Here is a 5480-nt window from a genome sequence, read left to right as displayed (position 1 = left end):
TGTGCGGGGGTTGGGGTAGCGACTCGCAGCACACTGTCTGGCGGGGGGTTGCGCTGGTCTTCATCAAAATGAGGTGAAGGCTAGCGCATGTACCGTAAGGGGCGACGGTCTTGCATCACGACATCACCATGGTCACACTGGCTAGACTCTCCCCAGATAAGAACAGACCAAAACCTCGCTTCAACACCACCAACCAACAACACAAAACAACACAAAACAACCTTAGACGTCGTAATATAGCGCGAACTCGTACGGATGCGGTCGAACGTTGACTGGTTCGATTTCGTTCTCGCGCTTGAAGTTGATCCACGTCTCGATCAAGTCGGACGTGAACACGTTTCCCTCGGTGAGGTATTCGTGGTCTTCTTCTAGCCGGTCGATTACAGCAGCCAGCTGGGTGGGGGCCTGTGGAATGTTCGAGGCCTCCTCCGGCGGCAGTTCGTAGAGGTCTTTGTCGACTGGTGCCTGCGGCTCTATCTTGTTCCTGATGCCGTCCAGGCCCGCCATTAGCATGGCGGAAAACGCCAAGTAAGGGTTGCCTGATGCGTCGGGGCAGCGGAACTCTAGTCGTTTGGCCTTCGGGTTGCTGCCGGTGATCGGGATACGCACACATGCCGACCGGTTACGTTGACTGTAGACCAGGTTGATCGGGGCCTCATAGCCGGGAACCAATCGCTTGTAGGAGTTCACCGTTGGGTTGGTGAACGCCAGCAGCGACGGCGCGTGGTGCAGTAAACCGCCAATGTAGTGGCGCGCAGTGTCCGACAAACCGGCGTAGCCGGTCTCATCGTACATCAGCGGGATGTCGTCTTTCCACAGCGACTGGTGGGTGTGCATGCCGGAGCCGTTGTCACCGAACAGCGGTTTGGGCATGAAGGTGACTGTCTTGCCGTTCTGCCATGCGGTATTTTTAACTATATATTTGTATAATTGCATGTCGTCGGCCGCATACAGCAGTGTGTTGAACTGGTAGTTGATCTCAGTCTGCCCACCGGTGCCCACCTCGTGGTGGCCTTTTTCTAAAACGAAGCCGACGTTGATCAGGTTGGTAAGCATCTTGTCGCGCAAGTCGACGTACTGGTCGTTGGGTGCCACCGGGAAGTATCCGCCCTTGTGGCGGACCTTGTAGCCACGGTTGGGGCTGCCGTCGGCCTCGGTTGCTGCGCCGGTGTTCCACCACCCCGAGATGGCATCGACTTCGTAGAACGAACCATTCGAGCGTGAGTCGAAACTCACCGAGTCGAAGATGTAAAACTCGGCCTCGGCGCCGAAATATGCGGTGTCAGCGACACCGGTGCTAGTCAAATAGTTCTGGGCCTTGCGGGCAACGTTGCGCGGGTCGCGCGAGTACGGTTCGAGGGTGAATGGATCATGGACGAAGAAGTTGACGTTCAACGTCTTGGCCTCACGGAACGGATCGATGCACGCTGTGTCCGGATCGGGGAGCAGCAGCATGTCGGATTCGTGTATCGACTGGAACCCACGAATTGACGAACCGTCAAAGGCCAGCCCGTCCTCGAACACGCTCTTATCGAAGGCCGAAGCCGGAATAGTGAAGTGCTGCATCATGCCGGGAAGATCACAGAACCGAACGTCGACAAATTCGACGTTCTCGTCTTTGGCGAGTTTGAGGATGTCGTTGGGCGTCTTTTCTGTCACAGAATGCTCCTTTACTTCCCTGATCCGCGGCCTGACGTTATGGAGCCGATATTGCTGGTCAGTTACCCTCGTATTGCGTCGAGGTTACTTGACCGTGCCGTCTGCAACTGAGGCCGGGTTGCCCGCGGATTCTACTGTGGGGCAATGGACCGCAAGGTCGTGTCTGGTCTGCCGCGGAGGCGTAGCGATTCGTAGCAGTCCTACCTCGAGAAGATGCCTGCAACAGGCTAGCCGGGGTCGAGTCGGGTTATCAGATCGACCGAGATGGACCCCCGGCACTACGCTTCGCGTATTCTGGCTTGGCTCTGAGCTTGCCAGAGCGCGGCCCGGGATCGTTGACCTTGATGAGGGCGCCGGTTGGCCGCGCTTTTGGCCGACTGGCTGATCCGCTATGGCTTGACGTTGCTGGCTCTGGGACTCGGCACTATCTCTGTTGGGATGTTGTTGACCGTGGTTTTGGTCATCTGGTTCGTAGTCGGCGTGGTGGCTGCTCATCGGAAATGGTTATCCCGCCGTTATTCACCGACGCGGATGGATGCGGGTTGCATGATATCGGGCAACTGGTCTCGCGGTGGTGAGAAGCTAGGTTTACTAAGTTTACGAGTGGCGGTTATTTGCGGCGCACTGTCCGCTGCAAGCCGCGCATCTTGAAGGCGTTGGGCAGTGGTCCCTTTGGCCGCAGACTCGCACCAGCTCGCGATCCTAGCGCGGCCAGCCGCGACTCCAGCGCGTAGATTTGCTTGACGCTGATGTTGGTGGGTAAGCGGGCAAGATGGCGCTCCAACTTGGCCAGTGGAACTTCGCCGTTGCCGTTGCCGACGATAATATCGTAGATCGGCACGTCGCCGACCAATCGTGCGGTGCGCTTCTTCTCCTGCGCTAGCAGCGGCTTGACCCGGGTCGCCGATCCCTCGGCGACGAAGATAACACCAGGCCGGCCGATCACCCGATGCACAGCGTCAAAGTGGCCGGTAGCCGCCACACCCGGGCTCACCCGCCACTTGCCACTCAGGTTGTCCAAGGCCCACGCCGCCGCGCCAGTTTGGCCCTCGGCTTTGTGGTAGACCGATCGCTGGGCTCGGCGGCCAAAGATGATGAACGCCACCAACGCGCCGAGCACCACGCCGAGCAGGATCAAGGTGATCATGGTCAATCCGCCGGCCAGCACCCCCGCCGTTACCGAGGTGCCCACGATCAATACGAAGGCACTAATCATATACGGCAGCAGTCGCTTGTCCTCTGTGCGTTGAATTGTGAACGCTTGCCGCAGTTGGAGGCGGCGTTGTCGAGACGCAGCCTTGCGGACAGCCTTAGCCTCCGCTCTTGAGGCCTTGTTCGCAGCGGCATTTCGGGGTTTAGCCATAGTTATCAAGAATACGTAGGTGCAATTTAACGGGATGCCGAAGAACCCGAGGTCTGGGTGTCTGCCGCTTGCTCGTAGAGCCGACTGGCGCGGTAAGATGACCGCACCAGTGGCCCAGCCAACACGCCCGAGAAACCCAAGCCTTCGGCATATTGAGCGTACTCGACGAACTCCTCAGGCCTGACCCAGCGCTCGACTGGGTGGTGGCGTGTCGACGGACGTAGATATTGGGTGATGGTGACGATGTCACAGCCGGTGTCGTACAACTCATCTAGGGTAGCTCGCACCTCGTCGGGAGTTTCCCCTAGGCCGAGAATCAGGTTGCTCTTAGTGACCAGACCTGCCTTGCGTGCTGCGGTGAGCACATTCAAACTACGCTGGTAGGTGAAAGCAGGTCGAATTCGTTTAAAGATGCGAGGCACGGTTTCGACGTTGTGCGCCAACACTTGCGGGCGGGACTCGAAGATTTTCTCTAGCTGTGCGGGCTGCCCATTAAAGTCCGGAATCAACAGTTCGACGCAGGTCGACTGGTTGAGCTCGTTAATGGCTCGCACGGTCTCGGCGTACAGCCAGGCTCCGCCGTCGGGCAAGTCGTCGCGGGCGACCCCAGTGACGGTGGCATATTGCAGTCCCATTGCTTGCACGCTCTCGGCTACCCGCCGGGGCTCGTCGCGGTCCAATGCAGCCGGCTTCCCGGTGTCGATCTGGCAGAAGTCACACCGGCGAGTGCACTGATCACCACCGATCAGAAAGGTAGCTTCTCGGTCTTCCCAGCATTCGAAGATGTTGGGACAACTGGCCTCTTCGCAGACCGTGTGCAGACTTTCTCGCCGGACCAGGCTTTTTAGAGCAATATACTCCGGTCCTATCCGGGTCCGAGTTTTGATCCACGGTGGCTTGCGTTCGATCGGGATCTGTGCGTTGCGCATTTCCAAGCGCCGTAAGCGGCGGCCTTCGGGCGCAACAGTCACGGTGTCGATGCTACGCGGGCAGAGGTGAGTTGCGGGGTTGGGTCCAACCTACCGTCCAGGGCGTCGCAGATGGCTGAGGCGACCGCTGACCGGACGTCGTCGACGGTAACCGTGCGTTCGAGTTCGGCAGACAACGATGTCACCCCGGCGTCGCTGATGCCGCATGGCACGATGGCGCGGAACGCGTTCAGATCACACTGGCAATTAAGCGCGAACCCGTGCATGGCCGTCGCCCGTGACACTCGTACACCGATGGCGGCGATCTTGCGCGCGGATTGACCGGCGTTGGCCGGCACCCAGACCCCGGACCGGCCGTCGACTCGGCTGGTGTTCAGGCCCAGCCCGGCGCACACCGTAATTAGTGATTCCTCTAGGCGCCGAACGTAGTCGACCACATCAAGCGGCTCGGCAAGCCCGATAATGGGGTAGCCGACTAACTGCCCCGGGCCGTGCCAGGTGATCTTGCCTCCGCGGTCGGTGTCTACCACGGGAGCGCCGTGCAGCGATGAGTTTGGTCGTTCATGTGGCCGGGTGAGCCGTCCGGCAGTGTAGACCGGCGAGTGCTGCAGTAGCAGCAGCGTGTCGGGCCCGCCAGCGATCCTGACGTCGGCCAAGTCGCGCTGCAGCTGCCAGGCGATGTGGTAGTCGACGGTGCCTAGTTGGTGGACGTTGATGGCGCTCGGGATCGACCGGATGGAGGTCATGGTCGCGAGAGTACCCGGGTGATCGTCATGGTCGGTTCACACGTCAACGGTTGACTCAGCAGTATCAAACCCAAGTCTTTTGAGTTCCTCAGGGGGTCAAGTGAGTTTGGTGGGTTTTATGCTGGAATTGATAGGCCAATGCATTGGTGCGCTTGGCGACTTCTGTTTTGCCGGTACGTCTTACTTTTTGTTCCCTTTTCTGGTGCTGTGAGTACCGTATTATTGGTGGCGTTGAAAGGGCATCCACAGCAGTGGATGGCCGGCTTTTAGTTGAGTCTGTATGAGTTCTGGCCTGTTCGACCCCGGTGGCTAGTTCTGTAAAATCGATCTGAGAATCCTGGTCAGTGTCCCACATTTGCAACGATTCTCGAGCAGCGGTCATCAACATGGCAGCATGGTGTTGGCCGTCGCGAAATTGGAAGACTACGTTGCGGCGCTTGACAATTGAGGAGCGGATCTTGCTCGCTTGTTGCAGAGGGTCGGTAGGACCGTCGCTACAGGCTTTCGGGGTGAATGAGCCAGCAGCTTGGGGTCTAGGTGGTCTTTTAGTGTGTTTGGAATAGTAGAAGCATAGCCCCCAGACGTTGCGGGTCGATTCCATCACCATACGCAAGCTGTCCTGCTTGCCCAGTCCTGTTTGTTTCCTGCGGGGGCTACACGAACGTCTCATCTGAGCGAGTCAACGATGCTTGATGGCTGTCCTCAAGCATCTTGTTGAGTGTTGTGTGGTTTTGTTTTATGTGGGGTGTGGTGGTGTGGGTTGTGGTGTGGGTCGATGGGTTG

The 5480-nt window shown here is 58.5% G+C and carries 5 protein-coding genes; 1 reads left to right on the top strand and 4 read right to left on the bottom strand.

The features are described from left to right. Window positions 1-222: 222 nt before the first annotated feature. Window positions 223-1659 (bottom strand): type I glutamate--ammonia ligase, encoded by a 1437-nt coding sequence (gene glnA, locus MUBE_RS13950; RefSeq protein ID WP_116540991.1) that lies wholly within the window; start codon window positions 1657-1659, stop codon window positions 223-225. Window positions 1660-2003: 344 nt separating this feature from the next. Here glnA and MUBE_RS13945 point away from each other — a divergent pair, with 344 nt between their 5' ends. Further along, a complete protein-coding gene (locus tag MUBE_RS13945; RefSeq protein ID WP_243633084.1) occupies window positions 2004-2237 on the top strand; it encodes a hypothetical protein in 234 nt (77 codons plus the stop codon). Between the two features lie 32 nt (window positions 2238-2269). Here the strand turns inward: MUBE_RS13945 and MUBE_RS13940 are convergent, their stop codons facing one another. Genes MUBE_RS13940 through lipB form a run of 3 tightly spaced genes read right to left on the bottom strand, consistent with a single transcriptional unit; the run spans window position 2270 to window position 4697 of the window. After that, window positions 2270-3022: a DUF4191 domain-containing protein gene (locus MUBE_RS13940; protein ID WP_116540990.1), complete on the bottom strand. Its 753-nt coding sequence runs from the start codon at window positions 3020-3022 to the stop codon at window positions 2270-2272. 26 nt (window positions 3023-3048) lie between these two features. Continuing rightward, complete coding sequence (gene lipA / locus MUBE_RS13935) at window positions 3049-3993, bottom strand: lipoyl synthase (RefSeq protein WP_116540989.1); 945 nt, start codon at window positions 3991-3993, stop codon at window positions 3049-3051. Next, the gene (lipB, locus tag MUBE_RS13930; protein WP_116540988.1) at window positions 3990-4697 is read right to left on the bottom strand and encodes a lipoyl(octanoyl) transferase LipB; all 708 of its coding nucleotides are present in this window, start codon (window positions 4695-4697) and stop codon (window positions 3990-3992) included. The genes lipA and lipB overlap by 4 nt, the downstream gene beginning before the upstream one ends. Window positions 4698-5480 lie beyond the last annotated feature (783 nt).

Source organism: Mycobacterium uberis (assembly GCF_003408705.1).
Lineage (GTDB): Bacteria > Actinomycetota > Actinomycetes > Mycobacteriales > Mycobacteriaceae > Mycobacterium > Mycobacterium uberis.
This window is presented reverse-complemented; position numbering and strand designations above follow the sequence as displayed.